Origin of the sequence: Mycobacterium innocens, from assembly GCF_900566055.1 — a bacterium.
GTDB lineage: Bacteria > Actinomycetota > Actinomycetes > Mycobacteriales > Mycobacteriaceae > Mycobacterium > Mycobacterium innocens.
On record NZ_UPHQ01000102.1, the window covers coordinates 1 to 26,072 of the forward strand.

At 64.9% G+C, this 26,072-nt stretch carries 21 protein-coding genes and 1 pseudogene; 14 read left to right on the forward strand and 8 right to left on the reverse strand.

The features are described 5' to 3' along the window. A partial coding sequence (locus EET03_RS11455; RefSeq protein WP_136625688.1) for a sensor histidine kinase occupies positions 1-1,113 on the forward strand: 1,113 nt, incomplete at its 5' end. Positions 1,114-1,446: 333 nt separating this feature from the next. Here the strand turns inward: EET03_RS11455 and arsB are convergent. Together arsB and EET03_RS11470 are read right to left on the reverse strand one after the other, a co-directional pair. Continuing rightward, positions 1,447-2,939 (reverse strand): annotated as a pseudogene (gene arsB, locus EET03_RS11465) (ACR3 family arsenite efflux transporter). Continuing rightward, positions 2,936-3,400 carry an ArsI/CadI family heavy metal resistance metalloenzyme gene (locus EET03_RS11470; RefSeq protein ID WP_075544508.1) on the reverse strand — a complete coding sequence of 155 codons (465 nt, stop codon included), beginning with the start codon at positions 3,398-3,400 and terminating at the stop codon, positions 2,936-2,938. The pseudogene arsB and the gene EET03_RS11470 overlap by 4 nt, the downstream one beginning before the upstream one ends. 100 nt (positions 3,401-3,500) lie before the next feature. On the opposite strand from EET03_RS11470, the gene EET03_RS11475 reads away from it, so the two are divergent. Continuing rightward, the gene (locus EET03_RS11475) at positions 3,501-3,860 is read left to right on the forward strand and encodes an Rv2640c family ArsR-like transcriptional regulator (RefSeq protein ID WP_075544507.1); all 360 of its coding nucleotides are present in this window, start codon (positions 3,501-3,503) and stop codon (positions 3,858-3,860) included. A gap of 60 nt (positions 3,861-3,920) precedes the next feature. On the opposite strand, the gene EET03_RS11480 is transcribed toward EET03_RS11475, so the two are convergent. Then, entirely contained in the window at positions 3,921-4,688 is a 768-nt protein-coding gene (locus tag EET03_RS11480) for a TVP38/TMEM64 family protein (RefSeq protein WP_063469500.1), read from the reverse strand. Between the two features lie 191 nt (positions 4,689-4,879). On the opposite strand from EET03_RS11480, the gene mutA reads away from it, so the two are divergent. From mutA to lipL, 4 genes are all read left to right on the forward strand, one after another. Further along, positions 4,880-6,754 (forward strand): methylmalonyl-CoA mutase small subunit, encoded by a 1,875-nt coding sequence (gene mutA / locus EET03_RS11485; RefSeq protein ID WP_075544506.1) that lies wholly within the window; start codon positions 4,880-4,882, stop codon positions 6,752-6,754. Positions 6,755-6,759: 5 nt separating this feature from the next. After that, on the forward strand, positions 6,760-9,021 hold the full coding sequence (scpA, locus tag EET03_RS11490; RefSeq protein WP_099194136.1) for a methylmalonyl-CoA mutase: 2,262 nt from the start codon (positions 6,760-6,762) through the stop codon (positions 9,019-9,021). A 112-nt stretch (positions 9,022-9,133) separates the two neighbouring features. Continuing rightward, positions 9,134-10,105: a methylmalonyl Co-A mutase-associated GTPase MeaB gene (meaB, locus tag EET03_RS11495; protein WP_063469503.1), complete on the forward strand. Its 972-nt coding sequence runs from the start codon at positions 9,134-9,136 to the stop codon at positions 10,103-10,105. Between the two features lie 64 nt (positions 10,106-10,169). After that, positions 10,170-11,465 carry an esterase/beta-lactamase LipL gene (lipL, locus tag EET03_RS11500; RefSeq protein WP_063469504.1) on the forward strand — a complete coding sequence of 432 codons (1,296 nt, stop codon included), beginning with the start codon at positions 10,170-10,172 and terminating at the stop codon, positions 11,463-11,465. Positions 11,466-11,468: 3 nt separating this feature from the next. Here lipL and EET03_RS11505 read toward each other — a convergent pair whose 3' ends face one another. The 3 genes from EET03_RS11505 to EET03_RS11515 form a co-directional block, all read right to left on the reverse strand. Further along, entirely contained in the window at positions 11,469-11,681 is a 213-nt protein-coding gene (locus tag EET03_RS11505) for a dodecin (RefSeq protein WP_023373419.1), read from the reverse strand. A 339-nt stretch (positions 11,682-12,020) separates the two neighbouring features. Beyond that, positions 12,021-13,925, reverse strand: a complete 1,905-nt coding sequence (locus tag EET03_RS11510; protein WP_075544504.1) for a hypothetical protein — start codon at positions 13,923-13,925, stop codon at positions 12,021-12,023. Between the two features lie 17 nt (positions 13,926-13,942). Further along, a complete protein-coding gene (locus EET03_RS11515; protein ID WP_075544503.1) occupies positions 13,943-14,413 on the reverse strand; it encodes a GtrA family protein in 471 nt (156 codons plus the stop codon). 291 nt (positions 14,414-14,704) lie between these two features. Between EET03_RS11515 and EET03_RS11520 the strand changes: the two genes are divergently transcribed. From EET03_RS11520 to EET03_RS11545, 6 genes are all read left to right on the forward strand, one after another. Continuing rightward, positions 14,705-15,964, forward strand: a complete 1,260-nt coding sequence (locus tag EET03_RS11520; RefSeq protein WP_075544502.1) for a nucleotide sugar dehydrogenase — start codon at positions 14,705-14,707, stop codon at positions 15,962-15,964. Next, entirely contained in the window at positions 15,961-16,980 is a 1,020-nt protein-coding gene (locus tag EET03_RS11525) for an NAD-dependent epimerase/dehydratase family protein (protein WP_075544501.1), read from the forward strand. The genes EET03_RS11520 and EET03_RS11525 overlap by 4 nt, the downstream gene beginning before the upstream one ends. Positions 16,981-17,009: 29 nt before the next feature. Beyond that, positions 17,010-18,503, forward strand: coding sequence for a glycosyltransferase (locus EET03_RS11530; protein WP_075544500.1), 1,494 nt, complete (start codon positions 17,010-17,012; stop codon positions 18,501-18,503). Between the two features lie 151 nt (positions 18,504-18,654). Next, positions 18,655-19,098 (forward strand): Rv1352/Rv1906c domain-containing protein, encoded by a 444-nt coding sequence (locus EET03_RS11535; RefSeq protein ID WP_075544499.1) that lies wholly within the window; start codon positions 18,655-18,657, stop codon positions 19,096-19,098. Between the two features lie 333 nt (positions 19,099-19,431). After that, complete coding sequence (locus tag EET03_RS11540) at positions 19,432-21,306, forward strand: hypothetical protein (RefSeq protein ID WP_244232314.1); 1,875 nt, start codon at positions 19,432-19,434, stop codon at positions 21,304-21,306. Positions 21,307-21,493: 187 nt separating this feature from the next. Beyond that, a complete protein-coding gene (locus tag EET03_RS11545) occupies positions 21,494-23,008 on the forward strand; it encodes a glycosyltransferase family 87 protein (protein WP_075544498.1) in 1,515 nt (504 codons plus the stop codon). A gap of 51 nt (positions 23,009-23,059) precedes the next feature. On the opposite strand, the gene EET03_RS11550 is transcribed toward EET03_RS11545, so the two are convergent. Both EET03_RS11550 and EET03_RS31395 read right to left on the reverse strand, forming a co-directional pair. After that, positions 23,060-23,566: a GtrA family protein gene (locus EET03_RS11550; protein ID WP_075544511.1), complete on the reverse strand. Its 507-nt coding sequence runs from the start codon at positions 23,564-23,566 to the stop codon at positions 23,060-23,062. A 217-nt stretch (positions 23,567-23,783) separates the two neighbouring features. Beyond that, positions 23,784-24,692: a class I SAM-dependent methyltransferase gene (locus EET03_RS31395; RefSeq protein WP_099194137.1), complete on the reverse strand. Its 909-nt coding sequence runs from the start codon at positions 24,690-24,692 to the stop codon at positions 23,784-23,786. A 138-nt stretch (positions 24,693-24,830) separates the two neighbouring features. On the opposite strand from EET03_RS31395, the gene EET03_RS11560 reads away from it, so the two are divergent. Continuing rightward, positions 24,831-25,016, forward strand: a complete 186-nt coding sequence (locus tag EET03_RS11560; RefSeq protein WP_075544496.1) for a hypothetical protein — start codon at positions 24,831-24,833, stop codon at positions 25,014-25,016. Then, entirely contained in the window at positions 25,013-25,900 is an 888-nt protein-coding gene (locus EET03_RS11565) for a glycosyltransferase family 2 protein (protein WP_075544495.1), read from the forward strand. Before EET03_RS11560 ends, EET03_RS11565 begins: the two co-directional genes overlap by 4 nt. Positions 25,901-26,072 lie beyond the last annotated feature (172 nt).

Below are 26,072 nucleotides of genomic sequence, written 5' to 3' on the forward strand. Positions count from 1 at the left end.
CCGCCGCCTCGTCCGCCGGGCCCCCATCCGGGGCCGCCGCCCGGCCTGCCACCCGACACCACCGCAACGGCGGTGGTGCACCCGTTGCCGGACGGTTCCCGGCTGATCCTGGTTGCCGACACCACCCAGACCACTCAGGTGACCCGCCAGCTGCGTCAGCTGATGATCGCTGCCGGTCTGGGAACCCTGGCGGTGGCGGCGCTGCTGCTGGTCGTGGTCAGCAGGACTGCGCTGCGGCCATTGGACCGACTCGCTGCGCTCGCCCAGGACATCACCACCGGCGACCGTGGCCGTCGACTGCGCCCGGATCGCACCGATACCGAACTCGGCCGGGCCGCAAGCGCTTTCGACGGCATGCTGGACGCATTGGAAGCTTCTGAGCTGCGGGCCCGGCAAGCCGCGGATTCGGCGCAGCGAGCCGAGAGCGCGACCCGGCAATTCCTCGTCGACGCCGCTCATGAACTGCGCACCCCGATCGCCGGAATCCAGGCCGCCGCTGAACAACTGGCCACCACCGCCAGCCGGCACGAGGCCGACGCCGTGGCGCGTGGTCAGTACCGCCGCGCCAGCCTGTTGCTGTCGGACGCCCGCCGGGCCGGTCGGCTGGTCGCCGACATGCTGGATCTGAGCCGTATCGACGCCGGGCTATCGCTGGATGTGCACGACACCGACCTGGGTGCCATTGTCGACGCCGAAGTGCACCGGGCCGCCATGCTGGCGCCGAACCTCACGGTGAGCCGGACGGGGCTCGGCTCGCTGACCATCGCGGCGGACCCGACGCGGGTGGCGCAGATATTGTCCAACCTGCTTGACAATGCCCGCAGGTATACCCCGGCGGGCGGGTCCATCACCGTCGGGCTGAGCGCCGGCGGCGGGGTGGCAGAGGTCACCGTCACCGACACCGGCCCCGGCATCCCCGACGACGAGCGCTACCGCATCTTCGAACGCCTGGTGCGCCTGGACGCTGGACGCGCCCGAGACCACGGTGGCGCCGGGTTGGGCCTGCCGATCGCGCGGGCGCTGGCTCGGGCGCACGGCGGTGACCTGGTGTGCCGGCCGCATGATGGCGGCGCGCAATTCCGGCTCACGTTGCCTGCGGTCGCCGGCCGTTAGACGCGCGGGGGACGCCGGCCGGCGATATCAGGGCGGCGTTTGGTTCGGTACTGAGGACCATCTCGCCTGCGCAGCGCGCTGATCGCGCGACAGCCCGCTGCTGTCCAGGGGGGTTACCGGGGAAGTCGGGTCACACCAGTTTCGTCCGGGGCCCCGGTCGAGAGCGATCTTGGCCGACAGTGACGTCGGACGCGTAACGAGGATCGCCGCAACCCGCATCGGGACGGCGGTGCGGTGCCTCGGTGGTGGCCATGGGCTTACCCGTACCGCACAACCAGACTTTGCATTCCGGTGTCGGCGTGAAACCGATTGGCACACAGGCGTTCTGGATCGTCACCCGGTTGTGGTTGCCGGCAGTAGTTCGGCGATCAGTGCACGAACACGTGCGGTGATGTCGTCGCGGATCGCCCGCACGACGTCGATGGGCTGGCCGGCGGGGTCGTCGAGTTTCCAGTCGCGGTAGGACACCCCGGGAAAGTACGGGCAGGCGTCGCCGCAGCCCATGGTGATCACCACATCGCTGGTCCGCACGGCCTGAGGGGTGAGCTCCTCAGGGGTTGCCGAGGTCAGGTTGATGCCCAGTTCGGCCATCGCGGCCACAGCGACCGGGTTGACGCGGTGAGCGGGTTCGGTTCCGGCCGAACGGACTTCGATGCGGCCCCCGGACAGCCGGGTCAACAGGGCGGCGGCCATCTGGGAGCGGCCGGCGTTGTGCACGCAGACGAACAACACGCTAGGCGTGTCGGTCATGAGGGCAAGCTTTCCGCCGGATGGGTCAGGGTCGGCGGTGACGGGAAGAGCCGCGGCCGCAGCGCCAAAGAGACGTACACCAGGGCGACGAGGACGGGCACTTCGATCAGCGGTCCGACCACCCCGGCCAGCGCCTCACCGGACGAGGCGCCGAAGGTGGCGATCGCCACCGCGATGGCGAGCTCAAAGTTGTTGCCGGCGGCGGTAAATGCCTGCGTGGTAGTGCGGGCATAGCCCAGCCGCAACGCCAATCCCATCGCGTAGCCCCCGGCCCACATGACGGCAAAGTAGGCCAGCAGGGGTACCGCGATACGGGCGACGTCCCATGGTCGGGTGGTGATCTGATCACCTTGCAGGGCAAAGAGAATCACGATCGTGAACAACAGTCCGTACAGAGCCCAGGGCCCGAGTCGGGGCAGCAGCCAGGTCTCATACCACTGCCGGCCCTTGGCGCGTTCTCCGAGCCGACGGGTCAGGTATCCGGCGGCCAGGGGGATACCGAGGAATATGAGCACGGATTTGGCGATCTGCCACGCCGAGATATCGATGCCGGTTTGCGGCAGGCCGAGCCAGCTTGGCAACACCGAAAGGTAGAACCACCCCAGCAAGGCGAACATGAAGACCTGGAACATCGAATTCAGCGCGACCAGGACGGCGGCGGCTTCGCGGTCACCGCAAGCCAGGTTGTTCCAGACGATGACCATGGCGATACAGCGGGCCAGCCCGACGATGATCAAACCGGTCCGATAGTGCGGCAGGTCCGGCAGCAGCAGCCAGGCCAGGGCGAACATGACCGCCGGGCCGACCACCCAGTTCAGCAGCAGTGAACCGATCAACAGGCGGCGGTCGGCGGTGACGGTGTCGAGCCGGTCGTAGCGGACCTTTGCCAGCACCGGATACATCATGATCAGCAGCCCGGCGGCGATGGGCAGCGAGATCCCATCGACTTGCACGGCGCTGAGCAGCCCGCCCAGGCCGGGGATCAGCCGGCCCAGTGCCACCCCGGCGGCCATCGCCAACCCGATCCACACCGGCAGGAATCGATCCAGCGTGGAAAGCCGGGCTATATCGGTCACCGGGCTGCCGCTGCGGTCGCGGGGACACCGGCCAGCAGCTCCGAAAACTCGGCGAGCACCTCGGGCACCACGGCGTAGGGGCTGGTGCCGAAGGTTTCGGAGTCGGCCAGCACGGTGTAGACCTCCCAGCGTTCCCCGCCGGGCCCGGTGACCCAGACCTTGTCCTGGGTGGCAAAACAACAGGTGGTCCCGATCTCCTCCTCGGTGAACATGCCGGCCTCGGTCAGCCGGGCGATTTCGGCATGCACCGTTGCGCTGGAGTCGACCTCCACGCCGAGATGGTTCAGGCTGCCACCGGAGCCGGGGGTTTCCAGCAGCACCAGTTTCAGCGGCGGATCGGTGATCGCAAAGTTGGCGTAACCCGGCTTGACTTTCGCCGGTTGCACGCCAAACAGCTTGGAGTAGAACGTAATCGCGCTCTGCAGGTCATCGACGTTGAGAGCCAGTTGGACACGGGACATCGGAAACAACCTCCAATCGGTTAGACATATATCGAACTAATGCCGATGCCCATGATGCCGCCTTTTTGATATATGTCAAGAAATCTGGCATGGTGGGATCATGCCTAAAGCGTTGCCCGTGATCGATATCTCCCAACCGGTGTGCTGCGCACCCGTTGCCGCGGGCCCGATGAGCGACGACGACGCCCTCGAGGTGGCACTGCGGCTTAAGGCCTTGGCCGATCCGGCCCGGGTCAAGATCATGTCGTATCTGTTCAGCTCCACCGAAGGGGAGCAGACCAGCGGCGAGTTGGCCGCGGGCCTCAGCCTGTCGGACGGCACGGTCAGCCATCACCTGGCCCAGTTGCGCAATGCGGGTCTGGTCATCTCCCACCGTCGCGGCATGTACGTCTTTCACCGCGCTCGCCCCCAGGGCCTGCAGGCGTTGTGCGCGGTTCTGGACCCGCGCTGCTGTAGCTGAACCGGTAACTACACGAAACCGGTTACAGCGCGATCGGAACGCTCTGATGCAGTCGCCGGTTCAGTGGGTGACGGCCGGCTCGCGTACGGGCTCGTCGTCGTAGCGGGGCATGCTGCGGCGGTGCTGGCGCCGATAGTGGCGTACCTCGACGATCAGTCCGGTCATACCCAGCGCGGCCGTGCAGACCGACACCAGGACCAGCAACGGGTTGCCGTCCCCGGCGAGCGCATTGCCCAAAATCACCACCGCGGCAGTGCCCGGGAGTAGACCGGCCAGCGTGGACAGCGCGTACGGCGTCACCCGCACGGCCGATGCGCCGGCGCCGTAGTTCAGCGCCGCGAACGGTACCGCCGGAATCAACCGCAACGACAATATCGCCAGCCAGCCCCGCTCCCGCAGCCGCGCGTCGAGCCGGTCGACCGCCCGGTGGCGCACCAGGCGGTTGAGCCGCCATCCGGCCGCGCGCACCAGCAGCATCGAGATGACCGCGCTAGCTGTGCTGGCGGTGATCGCGATCAATATGCCCCACGCCGGCCCGAATAACAGGCCGGCGGCCACGGTGAATGCGGTGCGCGGGAATGGCGGCACCGTGACGACGATGTGCACGAGCAGAAACGCCAGCGGGAACCACGGGCCCACCGATGTTGCCCAGTCCCGCATCTGCACCGCTGTGGGGAGCGGAACCAGTATCGCCACCGCGACCAATGCTGTGATTCCCACCACGGTGCTCACCATCCGCGGTAACGACACCTGACGCGCAGCCGTACCGAGCGCGATCGCGATACCGCGCACCGTGTCGGTGGTTTTGCAGATGGCCGGGGCCGTCACGCTGTCCAAGGGTACGGGGTGAACATGAATATCTCGTTTCCCCTGGCTGGCGTTTCTTGTCACACTCCGGCCCCGGTCGCCAGACCTCGTCACCTATGCGGCGGCTGCAATCAATTAGCCTTATTAGTTAGTGGCGGTCCTGAGGCAACCAGAAACAAAGTTGTCAGTTGCTGCATAAATAGGAGCAGTCGGTGTCCATTGACGTACCCGGGCTCGCCGGCCTAGAACAGGTTCGCGAGCGTTGGCGCACTGCGGTCGCCGGTGTGCTGTCCAAGACCGCTCGCCGTGACCCGGCAGAACTCGGGGACCACCCCGAGCAGCTGCTGGACACCCCGACCTATGACGGGTTCGCCGTTCGGGCGCTTTACACCGCTTTCGACGAGCTGCCCGAGCCGCCTCTGCCGGGCCGGTGGCCCTACGTGCGCGGCGGCGACGCGCTGCGCGACGTCAATTCCGGCTGGAAGGTCGCCGAGGCGTTTCCGGACGCGCACGCCTCAGAGACCGAAGACGTCAACGCGGCGCTGCTGGCCGCGCTCGGTGAGGGTGTCAGCGCGCTGCTGATCAGGGTGGGCCAGGAGGGTCGCGGCGGCGTAGCACCAGAGCAGCTCGAACGGCTATTCGCCGGTGTGTACCTGAACCTGGCACCGGTCATCCTCGATGCCGGCGCCGACTACCCGGCAGCCTGCGATGCCATGCTCGCGCTGGTGGCCAAGCTCGAGCCCGACCAGCGCGCCACAGTGTCGATTGACCTGGGCGGCGACCCGCTGACAGCCTCTTTCAGCGACCGTTCCGCACCGACCGTCGAGGACATCGTCGCGGTCGCCACGCGGGTCGCGGGCGATCGGAGTGTGCGGGCCATCACCGTCGACGGGCCGGCCTTTCACAACCTGGGCGCCACCGCGGCCTGGGAACTCGCCGGCACCGTCGCCGCGGGGGTGGCCTATCTGCGGCTGCTCACCGAATCCGGGATTGCGGTCGGCGAGGCATTGCGGCAGATCAGCCTGCGGCTGGCCGCCGACGACGACCAGTTCATGACGCTGGCCAAGATGCGGGCCGCCCGCCAGTTGTGGGCCCGCGTCGCCGAAGTCGCCGGAGACCCGGACGGCGGCGCGGTCACCGTGCACGCGGAGACGTCGCTGCCGATGATGACCCAGCGCGACCCGTGGGTGAACATGCTGCGCTGCACCCTGGCGGCCTTCGGCGCGGGTGTAGGAGGCGCCGACACGGTCCTGGTGTATCCGTTCGATGTGGCGATTCCCGGTGGCTTTCCCGGCACCCCGAACAGCTTCGCGCGCCGCATCGCCCGCAATACTCAGCTGTTGTTGCTGGAGGAATCACATGTGGGCCGGGTGCTGGACCCGGCCGGGGGGTCGTGGTTCGTCGAGGATCTCACCGAACAACTGGCGCAGCAGGCTTGGCGGCATTTCCAGTCCATCGAGGCGCACGGCGGTTTCGTCGCCGCCCATGACTATCTTGCCGGCCAGATTGCCGAGCTTGCCGCCCGCCGCACCGACGACATTGCGCATCGCCGCCTCGCGATCACCGGCGTCAACGAATTTCCGAATCTCGAGGAACCCCCGCTGCCACAGGGTGATTCGCTAAGCAACGCCGGAAGCCTGGTGCGATATGCCGCCGGGTTCGAAGCGTTGCGTGATCGCTCGGATAGCTTCCTGGCCCGCACCGGGTCTCGACCGCGAGCGCTGTTGCTGCCGTTGGGTCCACTGGCCGAGCACAACATCCGGACGACGTTCGCGGCGAACCTGTTGGCCTCCGGTGGCATCGAGGCGCTCAACCCCGGAACAGTCGACGCGGCCGGTGTGGCAAAGGTTGTGGCGGAGTCGGGGTCGCCAACAGTTGCGGTGCTCTGCGGTACCGACAAGCGCTACCGGGACGAGGCCGCCGACGTGACACAGGCCGCGAGGAACGCCGGCATAGAGCGCGTCTACCTGGCCGGGTCCGAAACGGCACTGGCAGACTCGGCGACCCATCGGCCCGATGAGTTCCTGACCGCGAAAATCAATGCACTGGAAGCTCTTTCGAATCTGCTCACACGGTTGGGAGCGTAGCCACGATGACGACGACCGCACCCGCTATCGGCAGTTTCGCCGATATCCCGCTGCACGGCGATCGCGCCGTGCATCCGGCCACCGAACACGCGGTGGACGAGCTTGTCGCCGCGGCCGCGGCTGCCCACTCCTACCAGCCCGAGCAGCTGCACTGGCACACCCCGGAAGGCATTGACGTCAAACCGGTCTACATCGCCGCCGATCGCCGTGCCGCCACCGCCGAGGGCTACCCGCTGCACAGCTTTCCCGGCGAGCCGCCGTTTGTGCGCGGCCCTTATCCGACGATGTATGTCAACCAGCCATGGACCATTCGGCAATACGCGGGCTTCTCCACCGCCGCCGACTCCAATGCGTTTTATCGCCGTAACCTGGCTGCCGGCCAGAAGGGCCTGTCGGTGGCCTTCGACCTGGCCACCCACCGCGGCTACGACTCCGATCATCCACGAGTGCAGGGCGACGTCGGAATGGCCGGCGTGGCAATCGATTCCATCCTCGACATGCGGCAGTTGTTCGACGGAATCGACCTGTCCGCAGTCAGTGTGTCAATGACGATGAATGGCGCGGTGCTGCCCATTTTGGCGTTATTTGTGGTCGCGGCCGAGGAGCAGGGCGTGCCCCCGGAGAAACTGGCCGGCACCATCCAGAACGACATCCTCAAAGAGTTCATGGTCCGCAACACCTACATCTATCCGCCCAAGCCGTCGATGCGGATCATCTCCGACATTTTCGCCTACACCAGCGCGAAAATGCCGAAGTTCAACTCCATCTCGATTTCCGGCTACCACATCCAGGAGGCCGGAGCCACAGCCGATTTGGAGCTGGCCTACACCCTGGCCGACGGTGTCGACTACATCAAGGCCGGCCTGGACGCCGGCTTGGACATCGACACGTTCGCCCCCCGGCTGTCCTTTTTCTGGGGCATCGGGATGAACTTCTTCATGGAAGTCGCCAAGCTGCGCGCCGGCCGGCTGCTGTGGAGTGAGCTGGTGGCCAAATTCGATCCCCAAAGCCCGAAATCGCTGTCGCTGCGCACCCATTCGCAGACTTCGGGGTGGTCGCTGACGGCACAGGACGTGTTCAACAACGTGGCCCGCACCTGCATCGAGGCGATGGCCGCAACCCAGGGCCACACTCAGTCGTTGCACACCAACGCCCTCGACGAGGCGTTGGCACTGCCCACCGACTTCTCGGCACGCATCGCCCGCAACACCCAGCTGCTGCTGCAGCAAGAGTCCGGCACCACCCGGCCGATCGACCCCTGGGGCGGTTCGTATTACGTGGAGTGGCTGACCCATCAGCTCGCCCAGCGGGCGCGGGCCCACATCGAGGAGGTCGCCGAGCACGGTGGCATGGCGCAGGCCATCAGCGACGGGATTCCCAAACTGCGCATCGAGGAAGCGGCCGCCCGCACCCAGGCCCGCATCGATTCCGGCCAGCAGCCGGTGATCGGGGTGAACAAGTACCGGGTCGACGAGGAGCAACAGATCGAGGTGCTCAAGGTCGACAACAGCCGGGTGCGAGCCGAGCAGCTGGCCAAACTGCACCAGCTGCGGGCCGGCCGCGACCAGGCCGCGGTCGAGGCTGCCCTGGCCGAGCTGACCCGCGCCGCGTCCGCCCATGGCCGTGCCGGAGAAGACGGGCTGGGCAATAATCTGCTGGCATTGGCCATCAACGCTGCCCGCGCCAAGGCCACCGTCGGCGAGATTTCCGACGCGCTGGAGAAGGTGTACGGGCGTCACCAGGCCGAGATCCGTACCATCGCCGGCGTCTACCGTGACGAAGTCGAAGGAGGCGGCAACATCACCCCGCTTTCCAAAGCCAGCCAACTCGTCGAGAAGTTTGCCGAAGCCGCCGGCCGCCGGCCGCGGATCCTGGTGGCAAAGATGGGCCAGGACGGCCACGACCGCGGTCAGAAGGTGATTGCTACCGCATTCGCCGACATCGGGTTCGACGTCGACATCGGATCGCTGTTCTCCACGCCGGAGGAGGTCGCCCGCCAGGCCGCCGACAACGACGTTCACGTCGTCGGCGTGTCCTCGCTGGCTGCCGGGCACCTGACCCTGGTGCCCGCGCTGCGCGACGCGCTGGCCAAGGTGGGTCGGCCCGACATCATGATCGTGGTCGGCGGTGTCATCCCGCCCGGTGACTTCGACGAGCTCTACGCCGCCGGGGCGACCGCCATCTATCCGCCCGGGACGGTGATCGCCGACGCCGCCATCGGCCTGCTGCACAAGTTGGCCGAGCGTCTGGGATACGACCTGGACTAGTGGCCGGCCCCATCCTTCCCGCGAGCGTGATGCTGTGGCAACTTTTGGGGCCAAATTTGGCTCGATTTTTCGCCGTGGCATTACGTTCGGCGCCTGCGACGAGGCGGCCCCGATGACCACCGAACAACTGGCGGAGGCCATCCGGCGCGGCGACCGCGCCGCACTGCCGCGGGCCATCACCCTGCTGGAGTCCACCCGCAAAGACCATCGTGAGCAGGCGCAACAGCTGTTGCTGGCGTTGCTGCCGGATTCGGGCAAGGCGCACCGCGTCGGCATCACCGGCGTTCCCGGCGTGGGCAAGTCGACCGCCATCGAGGCGCTCGGGATGTACCTGATCGAGCGGGGGCATAGGGTGGCAGTCCTCGCGGTCGACCCGTCGTCGACGCGTACCGGTGGGTCGATCCTGGGCGACAAGACGCGGATGGCGCGCCTGGCCATGCATCCGGATGCCTATATCCGGCCCTCGCCAACCTCGGGCACGTTGGGCGGAGTAGCAAAGGCCACCAGGGAAACGGTCGTGCTGCTGGAAGCCGCCGGTTTCGACGTGATCCTGATCGAAACCGTCGGCGTCGGCCAGTCCGAGGTCGCGGTCGCCAACATGGTCGACACCTTCGTCCTGCTGACCCTGGCGCGTGCCGGCGACCAGTTGCAGGGCATCAAGAAGGGTGTGCTGGAGCTCGCCGACGTCGTGGTGGTGAACAAGGCCGACGGGGACCACCTGCGCGATGCGCGGATCGCTGCCCGGGAGCTGTCCGGGGCGATGAGATTGATCCATCCTCGTGAAACACTATGGCGCCCACCGGTTCTCACGATGAGCGCAGTCGAGGGGACCGGTCTGACCGAGCTGTGGGGGACCATCGAGCGTCATCGCCGGGTACTGGCCGAGGCCGGAGAGTTCGAAGCCCGGCGGCGCGAGCAGCAGGTCGACTGGACGTGGCAGCTGGTCCGAGACGCGGTGCTGGACCGGGTGCTGTCGCATCCGGAGGTGCGCAAGATCCGCTCGGATGTGGAGTGTCAGGTCCGGGCTGGGGAGTTGACCCCGGCCTTGGCAGCCCAGCAAATAATCCAGGCCGCATCGTCCTAACGGAACGGTAAATATAATTCCGGTTTGACATTGGCCTCTGTGAAATCCAAGTAAATTTGAAGATGTGACGGTAGACATCGGAGTCAATCGACGCGCGGTTCCTTTCCGCGATGACCCTGACGCAGGTCATCGGCTGTCTGGCGCGGCGGACTCCCACTTTGCGTGCGTCGTTCGTTTCTTTTCCAGCATGTTTCCCTCGCGCCGGACCGGCGGCGGGGCACTGACGGTGTATCTGGACGGGGAACCCGTCGTCGATGTCTGGAAAGGTTGGGCTGATCGCCGCGGCGAGGTGCCGTGGTCGGCTGACAGCGCGCCGATGGTGTTCTCGGCAACCAAAGGCATGGCCGCCACGGTCATCCACCGGCTGGCCGATCGGGGGCTGATCGACTACGACGCCCCGGTCGCCGAGTATTGGCCGGAGTTCGCGGCCAACGGCAAGGCGAAGCTCACCGTCCGCGACGTGATGAGGCACCACGCCGGTCTGTCAAGTCTGCGCGGCGCCACCATGGACGATTTGATGGATCACGTCGTGATGGAAGAGCGGCTGGCAGCTGCGGCTCCCGGCCGCCTGCTGGGCAAATCGGCATATCACGCGCTGACCTTCGGCTGGCTGATGTCCGGGCTCGCCAGGGCCGTCACCGGAAAGAGCATGCGCACCCTGTTCCGCGAGGAGCTCGCCGAGCCACTCGACACCGACGGCTTCCACCTGGGTCGCCCGCCTGCTGAAGCACCGACCCGCGAGGCCCAGATCATCATGCCGCAGGATGTCGCCGCCAACCCGGTGCTGACCTACGCGATGCACAAGATCGCCAACCAGTTCTCCGGCGGATTCCGCTCGATGTACTTCCCGGGCGTCCTGGCCGCCGTCCAGGGCGACATCCCCATGCTGGACGCCGAGATCCCCGCCGCCAACGGGGTGGTGACGGCCCGGGCGCTGGCCAAGATGTACGGCGCGATCGCCAACGGCGGCGAGATCGACGGCACCCGGTTCCTGTCACGGGAGCTGGTCGCGGGGCTGACCGGTGAACGGCGGCTTCGTCCGGATCGGAATCTGATCGTGCCGATGGCCTTCCACCTGGGCTATCACAGTTTCCCGATCGGCAATCTGATGCCGGGGTTCGGGCATGTCGGCATGGGCGGCTCGGTCGGGTGGACGGACCCGGCGACCGGGGTGGCGTTTGCCTTGGTGCACAACCGATTGCTGACCCCGCTGGTGGCGACCGACCACGCCGGTTTCGTCGCTGTCTACGCCCTGATCCGGCAGGCTGCCGAGAAGGCACGCAAGCACGGCTACCAGCCGGTGACGGGATTCGGGGCGTCGTATTCCCCCGAGCCGGGAGCCGTCGCAGGCTGGTGCTAGTAGCTACGAATCTTCCAGGCGGAAGCCGACTTTCATGGTCACCTGAAAGTGGCCGACGGCGCCGTCGACCAGGTGGCCGCGCACCGACTCGACCTCGAACCAGTCCAGGCTGCGCATGGTCTGCGCCGCTCGATCCAGTCCATTGCGGATCGCGGCGTCGATTCCGTCGGGTGAACTCCCGACGATCTCGATAACGCGGTAGGTGTGATTGCTCATCGCATCCCCTTGTGTTCGGTGGTTCACGGCACCCCTGAAGGCCCTGAAGGCCCTGAAGGCTCGAAGCATCATCTTGCTGCACTGCCCGGCCGGGTGAGGTGCCGACGCGCCTGCCCGCTGATGAGAACGCTCGAACTCGGCCGCCGACGGTGGTGACCGGGTTACACTTCCGGTCGGTGCCTGGCGTGTGCCGTGCTCGCAACCGCCTCGTTCTTCGGCCGGGTTCCGCCGCTATCTGTGCAGTGTGAACCTCGTTTCGTGGACCGGCCGCTTCGGCTGAGCCGCAGCTGTGAACGCGGCCGCGGACGCCGTCGACGAAAGAATGAACTCCGCTGGTGATTACGGACTGACGCGCATTTCGTAGAAGCGCAGTCGTGCGGTGGGGTTGTGCTGACCCAAGGATCGGGTTCGGCCGACACCGATTGTGTGGGAGTGGATCTCGAGGTTGGTGGCAGTGACCGAATCCGGCGTGTTGACCAGAAATGGCTCGGCGGCGTTGCCGGCGGTGAGGCGATAGCTGACCCCGTCGAGCACTACCGTGAAAGTGGTCAGCGGAATGAGCGATCCCATGAACAGCCTGTCGACGATGGTCCGGTCCAGGTAGATGCCCACCAAGACCGCCATATGGGGGCCGGTCGGTGCGGGCACCGTGACCCGATTGCCATCGCGCATAACGACTTCCGAGAGTGGGACGAGCGGTCCGCAGCGGGATTGACTGCGTGCCAGCAGCTCCCAGTGGTTTTCTGCGCCGCGTACGGCAAAGTCGCACAGCAGCGAACGTGAATACAGCGGGTTCTCCTGCACGCCGAGCCGGCCGTTGATGCCGGTGGCGGGCGAGGTCGGGGATTGTCGCGACACCACGAATTGCGGCCCGTCTCCCAGGGTTTCGCTGTTCAGTTTGTCCAACGCGGGTGTATAGGCCGAGTAGGTCTGGAAAACGGGTGCGGGGCGCCAGTCGAAGTCATACGCCCATACGACCGAAGTCTCGTCGGGGTCAACGTGGACTGCCGCAGACCCGATGGCTTTGACGAAGCGCTCGGGAATGCCGTAATGGCGGCGCTGGCGTGCTTTGCTGTCCCGGATGTGCGCCGCCGCGCGACCGGGGAAGGCGAGCGTGGCCAGGCGATCCGTGGCGCGCACCGGAGCCTGTAGCGCCGCAACGGGCCGCTGTTCGATCACCAGCGTCCCGGCGAGGAACGCGACGAGGATCAGCACCACGGCGATCTCGAACCGAGGCCGGAGAATTCCGTAGAGCGGGGTGATGGCCACCGTGATAACCATCAGGCCCAACAGCGCGGAAAAGTGATTGGTGTCGTAGCGTCCGAACGCGCTCTTGGCGATCAGCACCGACGTGACGGCGACGAGCACCGCGTAGTTGCGTGGTATCCGTCGGCCGCCGCGCACCAGCATTGCGCAAACCACCACGAGCCATCCAACGGTGAGCAGCACCGCACCGACGGCATCGAGTGGGATGGGTACCGCCTGCCCCTCGATGTAGCCGGAGACGATCTGGCCGCTGTACCGAAGCCAGACCGGCAGGTTCCCCAGTCGTTGACCCGCCAGCAGCCACCCGATCGGGATCGACACCGCGAAAGCGGTCACCGTTGCGCAGTGGCGTCCCAGAGCTCGCCAGTCCCGCAAGATCGACGCCGCCAGCGCGATAATCGCGATGACCGGTCCGGTGTTGAACTTCACCAGCAGCTCAAAGCCGCCGACCGCGGCCAGCGCGACGGACGTGATGAACGCTGTCGACCGCTTCAGGTGATCGTGCAAGAGCAGCGGGCCGGCCCACGCGAACGCGGCCAACACGACCACCTCGGGATACATGGAACCCAGCAGAATCGCGGTGATGCCGGTCGTCACGAACGCGCCGACCAACGACGTCGTCGCCGGGTAGCGCCGCCGCAGGGCCGCCGCGACGCCGAGGAACAGCACGGCGATGACGCCGACCTGGTAGAGCGTCGCGAGCACCGCCTGCTGGGTCGAGTAGTAGGCGGTGTTCTGCAGGAATGCCAGCGGCCCGTAGGTGAAAACGATCTCGGGACCCCACGCGAGGTGGTGAATCCGGGCCAGCGCGACTGCGGCCTCCCAGGAGGGATCGACCCCGATGTCGGCGTCGACCGACGACTGCGGCCAAAACAGGACGGCGGTGACCAGTGCGGCGAGGCACCGTTGCCAACAAGCCGACCCCCAACCGGCCGTCGAATACCACGTCTTTACGCGACCGGCGCGCGTTGCCACCATCGCTGCAAGCTATCGATTCAGGTGCGGATTTCGCGGAACAGCCATCGATCCAGGATCAGGTAGCGGCCGATCCACACGAGGCCGAAGCCGAGCATTTGAACCAGGAACACCACGATGCCGTGGACGGGTGTGGTGTGACCGGCCATCGCGTTGTCGACCAGGTAAGTGAAGTAGGTGGCCAGTCCGACGGCCAGCATCACCGCCGTCCAGAACACCAGCACCTGTTGATGAAGGTTCATGGCGGACTTCTTGCCCGACGCCACGCGCCAGACGAAGTGCTTGTTGGCGAAGAAGTTGGGAACCGTGGCGATGGCTGCTGCCAGCAGCGAAGCGATGGTGTAGCTGTTCAGCCACGGACCCAAGACCTGGATGAGACCTTGCCCGATGGGCAGAAAGACCAGCGCTACGGCCGTGTAGCGCAACTTCTTGCGCGCTTCGTCGGTATAGGAGGTGTTGGTGTGCGCGACCAAGCCCCCCGCGAGCTCCATGGTGACCCAAGGTACTAGGGCTCGCGTCGCCTCGGGACAGAACCAGAGAATCGGAGCGCCGGAACTTTGTCATTCAAAAGACAAGGTCGGCGCCTACGTGAAATGCTGTGGCGAAAGGCTGCCGCCGTCAACGGAGCCGCGGGGGATCGGCCTTTTGGTTCGTGCGAAATACCGCGTGGTCGGGCGTTGATCTCGTAGGCTCCAACACCATCTATACAGACGACGATTGGTTTTGTTATGGTCCAGCACCCTGGACCAGACCGGGAACAGGAAGGGGAGGCGACGGTTCACGTGACGACTCAACCCGCTGAGCGTATTTGCATTGTCGGTGGCGCCGGGCATGTCGGATTACCACTGGCGCTGGTGTTGGCGGACGAGGGCTTCACCGTCGACATCTTGGACACCAACGCCGAGGCGTTGCGGACCATCATGGCCGGCCGGATGCCCTTCATCGAAAATGGCGCCGAGGATCTGCTCAAGCGGCTGTTGCCGACCGGGCGGATCAGCGCGAGCACCGATTCCTGGGTGGTCAGGAATGCCGACATCGTGATCTGCGTCGTCGGCACACCGGTCGACGAATACCTGACACCGCAGGCGCACACGTTCTTTCGCATCATCGACGAGATCAGCCCCTACTTCCACGACGGGCAGACGCTCGTCCTGCGAAGCACGGTCTACCCGGGACTGAGTCAGCGTGTCCAGGACATGTTCACCGAGCGTGGGATCGGCGTTCACGTCACCTTCTGTCCGGAGCGGATCGCGCAGGGACATTCGATCCGGGAGCTGCGGATCATTCCGCAGGTCATCAGCGGGTTCGACGCCGAGGGCCGTCGCGTGGTGCGCGAGCTCTTCTCGCGAATCACCAGCGAGATCATCGAGGTGGAGCCGCAGGAAGCCGAGCTGGCCAAACTGTTCTGCAACAGCTACCGCTATATCCAGTTCGCGGTTGCCAACCAGTTCTATCTGCTCAGCCGCGAAGCCGGGCTCGATTTCGACCGAGTTCACCATGCGGCCACCTACAAGAATTTTCGGGTCGACAGCCTGCCCCGGGCGGGGCTGGCGGCCGGCCCGTGCCTGCTGAAGGACACCATGCAGCTCGCGGCGTTCAGCAACAACAATTTCATGCTCGGGCACGCGGCCATGCTCATCAACGAGGGACAGCCGCAGTTCATCGTCAACATGCTCAAGCGCCGGGTTAACCTGCGCGACAAGACCGTTGGCATCCTGGGTATGACGTTCAAGGCCGATTGCGACGACACCCGCGACTCGCTCAGCTTCAAACTGCGGCATCTGCTGATGCTGGAAGCCAAGGAAGTGCTGCTGCACGATCCGTTCTTGGAGGGCAAGGACTACTACCCGCTGGACACCGTGGTGGATCGTGCGGACGTGATCGTGGTCGGCGTTCCGCACTCGGCCTACCGAGGCCTTTCGGTACCGCGGGGCAAGATCGTCGAGGATGTCTGGGGATGCCTGGATGTGAGCGAGCTGGACACCGAAGCGCTCAACGGAGCCCAATTGGCTACCTTGGGGCCGGAAGCGGTGGCCCGGTGAAGATCCTGGTAACCGGCAGCGCCGGATTCATCAACGGCTATGTCGTCGAAGAGCTGCTGCGCGCCGGCCACGATGTCGTCGGGATCGACAACTACTCGAAATACGGGCCGGTCAGGAAAAGCTACGACGACCACCCGCGGTACCACTTCGTCGAGGGTGACGTCAAAGACGTCGACCTGATGTTCCGGCTGGTCGAAGGCTGCGATCAGATGGTGGCCAGCGCGGCCCGCATCGGTGGTATCACCTATTTCCATGAGTACGCCTACGACCTGCTGGCCGAGAATGAGCGAATTGCGGCCGCCCACTTCGATACTGCAATCTATGCCTATCGCAAGGGCTGGCTCAAGAAGATCAACGTGATCAGTTCGTCGATGGTGTTCGAGAACGCCACCGTCTTCCCGACGCCGGAAAAGCACATCGCCGAATGTCCGCCTCCGACAAGCACTTACGGGTTCCAGAAGCTGGCCTGTGAGTATTTCGCGCATGGCGCTTACGAGCAGTATGGATTGCCGTACACCATCATCCGCCCGTTCAACTGTGTCGGCACCGGCGAGCAGCGGGCACTGGGCGGGCATGAAATCCCCAGCGGGAACGTCAAACTCGCGATGAGCCATGTGGTGCCGGATCTGATTCAGAAGGTGGCCAAGGGTCAGGACCCGCTGCACCTTCTCGGGGACGGCACCCAGATACGGCACTACACCTACGGTGGTGACCTGGCGCGCGGCATCCGCATCTGCATGGAGCACCCGGCCGCGCTCAACGGCGACTTCAACCTGTCCACACCCGAGGCCACCACGGTGCTGGAGCTGGCCGAGGTGATCTGGCGCAAAATGCGGCCCGACACTCCGTTTCGCTACGAAAGTGATCCGCCGTTCGAGCATGACGTGCAGCTGCGCTCACCCGACGTCCACAAGGCATCGGAGGTACTCGGGTTCGAGGCGACAACTACGCTGGATAACATGCTCGACGAGGTCATACCGTGGGTTGTCGACGCCGTCAAGGCGGGGACCATCTGACGTGTGGGGGTTGTATCCGCTAGGACGCCATGCGTACCGCGGGTGAGCCCGATCTTCAACAGCTCTACCGCAACCGGTTCGGCCACGCCCGGGAAGCGCGATCGGCCATCTGGGGCGTGCTGGTCCGCGACTTCTTCCAGGCATGGATCAGGCGCAGCGACACGGTGCTGGACTTGGGTTGTGGTTACGGCGAATTCCTCAACCAGGTAAGCGCCGCTCGCCGGATCGGCGTCGATCTGAACCCCGACAGCGCCGGCATGCTCGAGGCCGGCGTCGAGTTCCACCACGGTAGCGCAGACGATCTGAGCTTCCTCGACGATGACTCGGTGGATGTGGTGTTCACCAGCAACCTGCTCGAGCATCTGCCGAGCAAGGTCGAAGTCGAACGCACAATCGCCGAGGCCCGCCGGGTGCTCAAACCGGGTGGGCACTTCATCGCCATGGGGCCCAATATTCGCTTCGTCGGCGGTGACTACTGGGACTTCTGGGACCACACCGTGCCGATCAGTGACCGCTCGCTGATCGAACTGCTGGAATCCAACCAGCTCAAAATCGTCGACACCTATGACCGGTTCCTGCCGTACACGTCGAGGTCGCCGTGGCCGCAGGCACCGGCGTTGGTGCAGCTGTACCTGCACTCCAAAATCGTGTGGCCGGTCTTCGGTAAGCAGTTCGTGATCCGCGCCCGCAAGACGCGGGCAGCGGCCGGAAGTGAGCGGATGGTGAGCGTGGTCATCCCGGTCTACAACGAGGGCGAGAACATTCGGGTCTGCGTCCGGCGGCTCGCCCAGGCGCTCGCGGACATGCCGCATGAGCTGTTGGTCTGCTATGACTTCGACGAGGACACCACACTGCCGGCGCTGGCGGCCATGCCGGACAAGCCGGCCACCGTCCGGCTGGTCCGCAACTCCATCGGCAAGGGCGTGGCCAACGCGCTGATCGCCGGCTTCGCCGCGGCACGGGGTGATGTCGTGGTCACCAGCATGGCCGACCTGTCCGACCCGCCGTCGGCAATTCCATTGATGGCGGCCAAGGTTCGCGACGAGGGGGCCGACATCGTCAGCGGGTCGCGGTACATGCCCGGCGGCTCCCAAACTGGGGGACCGCGGTTGAAGACCCTGATGTCGCGCACGGCCGGGCTGAGCTTGCATTACCTGGGCCGGGTGCCGACCCATGATGCCACCACCAACTTCCGCGGGTACAGTCGCCGCTTCCTCGACGATGTCCCGGTGGAGAGTCTGCGCGGGTTCGAGGTGGGGCTGGAGCTCACGACGAAGGCGCACCTGCTGGGCTATCGGGTCGACGAGGTACCCAGCACGTGGGAGGACCGCACCGCCGGCACCAGCAAGTTCGATCTGGTGGGTTGGCTGCCGGCGTATCTGCACTGGTACGGGCTGGCCATGCGGCGGCCGATGTTGCGCTGGACGGGTAGTGGGCTGGCAGCGATCGCAGCCGCACAGCTCGTGCGCCGACATCGACTGGGCGGCTCTGACGGAGCTCGGCGCGAAAGGCCCCGTAGCTGAAGTGAATTGGAGCTAACCCAGGGGGCTGCCCAACGGCGGCGCCCACCGCCATGTCATGCGGGTAATTGCTCGTTTTTTGCCAGCGAAATGGCCAAACCGTTTTGGCGGAAAGCGGCCTATAGCTAGTTGGCTCCGTCTACACTTCATCTGCATGAAGCCCCTTGCAGTGGTTGCCGGCGCACTACTGCTTGCAGGCTGCGGAGGAGGCACGCACACCACGGCCTCGACAGTGACCGTCACGCAAACTGTCACGGTGCAGGCCACCGCCCCGCAAACGGTGGATGATCTCAAGCCGCCGCCACCTTCGGGTTCTAAGACGGTCATTGACTCCTTCGGCACATATACCGGTGTGATCGACAGGGACGGCACGTACCTGGTCGGGGTGGACATCATGCCGGGGATGTATCGCACAGCCGGTGGGGCGATATGTAGTTGGGCGCGGCTGGGAAGCGTTGATACCAGCGACGTCATCGATAGCTGGAAGGGCAGTGGTCCGCAGCGAATCCAGATCCAGGAGAGTGACACCGCGTTCTTGACGCAAAACTGCGGTACCTGGCAGATGGTGCATGTTCCGAGCGTCACGGGACTCGGGTGACGATCCATTCCAGGGTGAGCGTGTCGCGCTGCGCCTCAACTAGTTGGGTATTTGCCTATGGCCGTTGATGCGGCCCGCGAGGCGGGCCTTACAAATGCGGGTGAGCAGTGTGCTGGTAGCCCGCCGCACAACTCGGAGACGAGCTGCCCGCAGCGCAGCGACGAACTCCTTGGAGATCGTCGCGACGACCGGAAAAAACTGCGAATTCTTTTGGATTCGTTGGTAGTTCGTGGGCATGGCCGCGGTCGCGTGGGCTCCCTGACGGCGTCGCGGCGAGTGAGAACGTGGTTCTCGACGACAACATGGGGCTCCGCCTTGTGGCAACGAGTGCTGGTGGCTGTCATCGCTGCTGTCATCTTCTGGCCACAGCCGTCGGTCGATCCTACTGTCGGGCTCGATCCGTCTTGGCAGGCTGGGCTCGCTCTGGCCCGCATTGACCATATTGCGTGGGGTCGCGAGTTGGTATTCACGTACGGGCCCCTTGGCTTCCTCCGGACCAGCGCCTACTACTCATTCGAGCAGTCGCTGCTCGCCACGATCTGCCAGGTAATTATCATCGCCGCACTGTTCCTCGGCATCGCGGCAGCCCTGCGCCTGCGCCACGCTCCGCTGCCATCGCTTGTCGGCGCGTTCGTGATGACCGGCATCCTCACCGTCCTGCACCTCGGTCATGGTTTGGCTCTCCGAGGGTCTTCCGCCCTGGAAATGATGTATCCCGAGCTGGCGGTTCTCGCGGCGTTCGTGTGGGCGAGCGTGCCCCTGTTGCAGCGCGAGCCCAAGCGGTCGAGGGTGTTCACGACCTGTGTCATGCTCGGCGCCGCCGCAGGATTCCAGCTGCTGATCAAATTCAACACCGGCCTTGCGATCATGGTTATCGCGTTGGCCACGTCGGTGCTGCTCGGCTGGAAAGCCATCGGCCGGCATTGCGCAACGGTAGCCGCATTTGCCGTGTCTACCCTCATCTGTTGGGTGCTTGCCGGCCAACGACCGGGAGATCTTCCGGCGTGGCTTCGGGGCAGTGCCGCGATTGCATCGGGTTACACCGACGGAATGGCGACGGCGCCTCTCCCACAGTGGGCCCTACCCTCAGTCGTACTGAGCGTCGCCTGGATGGTTTGGCTCTGCGTGGTGTTCGTCCGCGGAGGCCACGACATACCGCGCCGCTACCTGGTGCTCGTCGGCCTCGCGACCCTGATCGCCGGAAAGGCCGCGTTCGGACGTTTCGAACCATGGCACTTCGCCATTCTGGTCGGCGTGATGGTGGTTGGGCTGGCCATCACCCCGTGGCCCCGGGCTCGCCGTCGCGCATTGGTGGTGACCGCGGTGGCAGTCGCTTTGGTTGTCGTGGTCGACCTTGGGGGGATTCCCGCTCTCTCCGACCGAGGTGTGTTGGCGATGCAGGCACCGGTGCAAGCGGTGGACCGCATGGTCACGTTCGCCTCGCCCGGTCATGTGCAGCAAAAAATCGAACAAGCCAAAGCACGCCAGCGCGCGCTGTACGGCATCCCGGACCACTTCATCAAGACCATCGGGTCGAGCACGGTCCACGTTGACCCCCACGAGATTTCGGCCGTGTGGGCATACGATCTTGCGTGGCGTCCGACACCGGTCTTCCAGACATATCAGGCTCTCACGCCCATGCTCGATGCCCTCAACGGCGAATCACTGGTTAACGGGCCGGAATTCGTGCTGTCCCGGCTATCGCCGGCCTTGCCCGCCGTCGGTATCGACGGCCGGCTTGGCGTGCAAGAATCCCCGCTGTACTCGCGAGCGCTGCTATGCAATTACACGCTGAGCGGCATCGAGAACCGCTGGGCGTTATTCAGACACACCGCCCCCCACTGCGGACCGCTCACCAAGCTGTCGGAGGTCTCGATACGGGAAGACCATGCGGTTCCGATTCCCGCCCCCAGCGCACCGGATAGGGCGGTGCTCGTTGGAATCGATCTGGATCAGACCTTCGCGGACCGGTACTTCCACGGAAAGATCGCTCCACTGAGCACCTTCACGCTCGTGGTCGATGGGGTCACCTACCGCCTCATCGCGAAGAACGCAGCCGAGCCATTTCTCGTCAACACCCCTGCTGCGGTCGCTGACACGAATCTGCAGATCCACGCCCACACCATTGGTATCGGCCGTACCGTAAACCTCAATGAGCCCTCGGTGACTGCACGACTGCGCTTTTATGAGATGGGCGTTGGACCGTAGGCCGCGGCCCAGGAGCGCCGTTCAGAGTGGTTGGTTGCCGGCAACGGAACGACTGCGATTTCGGGGATCGCTGTCAGCCGATACCCGTCTTTCTCGGTAGCGGGACAACGAGTTCACTATATTGTCTCCGGGGTAGGCTCGGCAGCTCGCTTTGCTGCAGTTTCGTCCGGAACCGAGGGGAGCGCGCGTGAGTCGATTTGTCGAGGTGCTGCGCGGCGCGGTTACCGCGACTCGAGAACAAGCTATGGCAGTCGGTCGCCAATCCGAACGCACGCTCCTGCTCGGCACCGTCTTGCTGGGGTCGGCGCTGTCAGTGGTGACGAGCTTCGTTCTCGCCCAGTACTACTCCATCGACGTGCTTACCTCTCTCTTTATGGCCGCCAAGGACTGCTGGCTTGACTGGGGCATGCAAATGGGCACGCACTGCTTCAGCGACTACGGAATGACCTTGGGCTTCGGGATGCGGCCCAATCCCTGGGAGCCCTACCCGCTGCGCTTACCCTGGAACAATTACGAGGCGGGAGGCGGGGCCGGCTACCCGCCGGCGGGGATGCTGTCGCAAATATTGTTCGGGGTTCTCGGTAAATGGCTGCACGCCCCGCGGCTGGGCTTCTGGGGCTACCAGCTCCTGTTGGCGGGCGCTGTCTTTACCCCCGCGGTCTGGGCGGCGCGCGGTGCTCGCGGCCTGGAGCGGGTGGTGGTCTTTATGGCGTTGGGCGCCATGGCCATTCCCGTGTGGGGTGTGATCGATCGAGGCAACTCGGTGGGGTTCGTAGCGCCGATCGGGCTGGTTTTTCTGGTGGCGCTGCGTCGGCAACGGTGGGGACTGGTGGCGATCATGGTGGTTCTGGCCGCGCTGCTGAAACCACAATTCGTGCTACTCGGTGTGGCGCTGTTCGCGGCTCGACAATGGCGGATGGGCGGCATCGCCGCCATCGGGGTTGTGATCTCCAACTTTGTTCCATATCTGTTGTGGCCGCGCGACTTTCCAAAAACCATCGCGCAGTCGGCCCGCAGTCTCCTCAATTACAGCAGTTCGGTCGACACGCTCGTAGGGCCGTATAACGTGTCTTTCGCAAAGGGAATTTTTTTCATTCCGGATAGGCTCAAAGACCCGCAGTGGGGCTATCTGTCGAACGGCTTTCTTGATGTCACCCGATCGCTGATCGGATATGTTCTGCTCGTCGTAGTCGTTGTCTGCGTGCTGGCTCTCGGGCGACGCATCTCCCCGGTCATGGGGGGCATCGCGCTGCTGACCACCGCCTGTCTCTTCCCCGGCCTGGTATTCAACTACTACCTGGTGTTTGCCTTACCGATCGCGGCGTTTGTGGTCCGCGACCCGGACGGGCCGCCGGAGGCCGGGATTTTCGACGGGTTCGCGGCTCTGGGTGACCGTCGCCGCCTGATCGGCATCTGGGTGAGCCTCGCCGCGGCCCTGTCCATCGTCCGCATCCCGCTGCCCGGCCCGCCGATGATGTCGCCGCTCGCGGGTCAGCTGGGCGCTGTCGGGGTCGTCGGCTACACACCGATTGTGCACACCACGGCGGAGTTGGCGCCGCTGTTGTGGCTGATCGCATGCGCGGCGATCATCGTCTCGTATGTGCGAAGACCGGCTACCGGCGCCCGGGAGAATATCCCTACCACCACTTCGGCCGTGGGCGAAGCGATCGCGGCCGCCGTGTCGCCAGGGGATGGCAAGTGAACCGACCTCTCGTGCTACGAGATCAGCGGTGGCTGTAACGGTCGCACCGCTTTACGTGCGCGAAGTCTCATCCTGAGCGTCGACGATGTGAACGTCGGCGGCGCCGCGCCGGAAGGAAAAGTACCGGTGGCCAACGTAGTTGAGCACCAGGATCGGCACAAAGATGATCGCTTGCGCCGGGATGCGCTGCAGGCCCAGCTCGACCAGCACAGTCAGGGCGACGGCGTTGAGGCCAAACGTGGTGAGATAGACACTCTCGAACCGCACGAGGTCACGCAGTACGTGGCCGCGAACGCGGAACACTAACCGACGATGCATCACGAACGCGAACAGCACGCTCAGTACGTGCGAGATGCCGACCGTCACCAGCGACCCGGCGACCGTGCCGAACCGGCGGTCGACGAGGTGGCCCACGGTCTGCGAGCAGGCGACGAAGATGCCGAACCCGACGACGGTGTTGACTCCTCCGACCACCAGGAAAGCCACGCGCTGGTCGCGGACAAGCCGGATCAACGGCCCCGGCGGCGCCGATTCGGGCGGCAGGTCGAATTCAGTCATCCGGCGCATTCAAATGGGTCGAGTGCTCCCGGCTCAGCGATAAGCGCGTCGGCGTCGACATGCATACGCCCTTCCCAGTCGATCATTCATGCCATGGAATCGCGCAAGCCAGCCGGTTATCCCCAGCTGTGCCATCCCATCCGTCACCCTGTTGTCGGAGCGCTCCTCACAGCAAAACATGCGAAGCACCCCAGCACTCGACTTCAGGCAAACCCGGTCACCCGGGGACGCGCCCAGCGAAGACGGTCTGGGCGCCTGTGCCGTCGTCGGCGACTTCGTAGACCTCGGGCTCGAAGCCCGCCTCGCGTACGTAATCGACTATGTCGCGGCCGAACTCAGTGAACGCCAGCAAATCGGCCCCCACCGGAATGAACCGGTAAGCCCCGCTACCCCTACCGTGGTAGAGGGGCGGCATCAGGTGCACGATCTCGCCGTCATCGCCCACGCGGGCCCGCGCTTCCGTAGTCGCACGCGTCCAGACGACCGGCACCGTGAAGACGTGACGTCCTCCAGGCCGCAGCACTCGCCGCGTCTCGGCCAGTGCGGTTCGGAAGTCGGGGACATGCTCCAGAGTGTCAGACGACAGGACGAGGTCGAAGGATGCATCGGGGTAGGTAAAGCGACACATATCTTCATTACGGACGCCGTCAATCATCTCGCCCAGGCGCTCCGGCCCCCGGTAAGCCGAGAATGACAGCCGCGGGAGCCGACGCAACAGGGCATGCAGCGACCCGAGCGAGCCGATCGTGTTTATTTCGGCGACGTCCAGAGCGCGAAACGCCGGATCCTCGATCAGTTCAGCGAACGACCCACACCGGGGCGGACCGTAGAGAGCGATGAGGACCTCGGCGATCCGCCTCACTCTCAGATTGCTGCAGCAGAACCGGCAGAACATGCTCTCGCGCAAGATATTGGCCCGCGACACGGTGGGATCGGCCCAAAAGGCGTGCACGTCGTCCGGGATGGTCCAGGAATTGAAGGTGAACCTGGTATCGGCTCCGCAGACCACGCAACGGCCCGCCTTGTCGGCGTGTCGGTCGCGCGGCGGGCGCAGGTTGAGCAGCACCGGTCGCCCCACTCGCGCTTTCACCGCCGCCGCCACGCTCACAGGGTTCAAAGTGATCATGGCTCGCTCTCCATTTTTAGTAAGCGGTGTTTGCGGTGTAGACACATATTCGTACTATGTTGGTCCACAATCGCGAACGTGCTGCGCGATATGTGAGAAGCCTAGCGCCCGAGTAAGTTAGGAACTACGTTGCTGCCCATGACCGCGGTCCTTGCCCCGGCGTTGCCGGCGGTGGAGGATTTGCCGCCGGTTTTCATACCGCTGTCGCAACTGGTCATCGTCACCGCGACCATCACGTACAGCTGGTTCACTCTTCGGGGCTCTTCGTTCCGCCGTGATTCCACCGAATGCCGGCCCGCCGAGCAGCGGGAGACAGTGTCGTGACGCCATTGGTATCGGTGGTCGTGCCGGTGTACAACGGCATCGCGACGATTGATGCAACGATGCAGTCGCTTTTGGCGCAGACATTCCATGACTTCGAACTGCTGGTTTCGGACAACATGTCCACCGACGGCACCTGGGAGGCACTGCAGCGTTACACCGTCGACCCCCGGGTCCGCTTGATCCGACACGCTTCTAACGTTGGACCAACTGTGAACTTCAAGACCGTCACCGACCTAGCCACTGGCGAATTCATAAAGGCAGTCTGTGCCGATGACGTGCTGTATCCGGACAACCTTGAGGTGCAGGTGAAAGAGCTGACAGCTCACCCTTCAGCGGTGGTGGCCGTCAGTTCCAGAGATGTTATCGATGCCACGGGCAGGATCGTGCTTCGCAACCGCGGATTGGCCGGACTCCGCGGTGAAATCGCCGGTCCTGACGCTATCCGGCGCAGCGTGCTCGCTGGCACCAACATTTTCGGCGAACCGCCATCGGCCTTGTTCAGGCGCAGGGCCTTTGTTGACGCCGGTGGTTGGGACGTTCGCTTCCCCTTTCTCATGGATCTGGCGACTTACTGCGCGGTGCTACTTCATAGCAATGGCAGTCTTGTCGCAGTACCCCGGCCCCTCTGGGCATTTCGAATCAGCGGTGCTCAGGCGAGTGTTGGAACGCAGATACAGTCCCAGGCCGGCGAGGTGATCGGGTTCTTTCGCGCGTTGGCAGCTGAGCACCCCGGGCTGCTCGGGCAGCGGTGCCTGGCCGTCGGTAGCGCGCGAGCCCGTATGAACGCCCTGGGGCGCCACGTGGTGTACCGCTGGCTTGGGCGGCGAATGCACCCCGCGCCCCCCGCTGCAGACAGCCAGCACGACGTCGGCAAGACGCGCTAACGCCCTTGGGTGGAACCGAAATGGCATATCGTCCGTGACCGCTGATGAGGTGTTTCTGACTTTGCGATAGAGATTCGCGTTTGATCAGACAACATCGTCGGGGTCCTGGATGGGTTCAGTGTGCCTTTGCTGGCGGTGCCAGGCAAGGCGGCGTTTGTGGGCTTGTTCGAGT